Source organism: Bradyrhizobium sp. AS23.2, from assembly GCF_001908185.1.
Lineage (GTDB): Bacteria > Pseudomonadota > Alphaproteobacteria > Rhizobiales > Xanthobacteraceae > Bradyrhizobium.
This window is the reverse complement of record NZ_LGHM01000429.1, coordinates 1-503: the sequence shown is the minus strand read 5'-3', so window position 1 is coordinate 503 and position 503 is coordinate 1. Positions and strand designations below refer to the sequence as shown.

General features: G+C 64.6%; 1 protein-coding gene. It reads right to left on the bottom strand.

The genetic code is table 11. The features are described from left to right. The coding region (locus AC630_RS42695) for a DUF11 domain-containing protein (RefSeq protein ID WP_143198802.1) at nt 1-503 on the bottom strand (503 nt) is incomplete at both ends.

Genomic DNA, 503 nt, shown 5'->3' with positions numbered 1-503 from the left:
CAGTGTTTGCGGGGTGGCGGTCGTGACCGTTCCCACCGTCCAAACACCCGTACCGTTCACGTAGCTTCCCTGGCTCGGAGTCGCGCTCAGGAACGACAAGCCGGCGGGAAGCAGGTCCTGCACGCCGACGTTGGTGGCCGTGGTCGGTCCCACATTGCTCAGGGTGACGGTGAACGTGATGGTGTCCCCCACGTTCGGGGTCGGATTGGACACCGTCTTTGTGAGCTGAAGATCGGCCTGCTGCGGCGTGACGGTTGCGCTCGCACTGTTGTTCCCGGGATTGGGGTCGAACTGGTCGCTGTGCGAGATGGTGGCCGTATTCGTCTGCGAACCGGAGCCGACCACGGTGGCCTGCACTTGCAGTGTTTGCGGGGTGGCGGTCGTGACCGTTCCCACCGTCCAAACACCCGTACCGTTCACGTAGCTTCCCTGGCTCGGAGTCGCGCTCAGGAACGACAAGCCGGCGGGAAGCAGGTCCTGCACGCTGACGTTGGTGGCCGTGG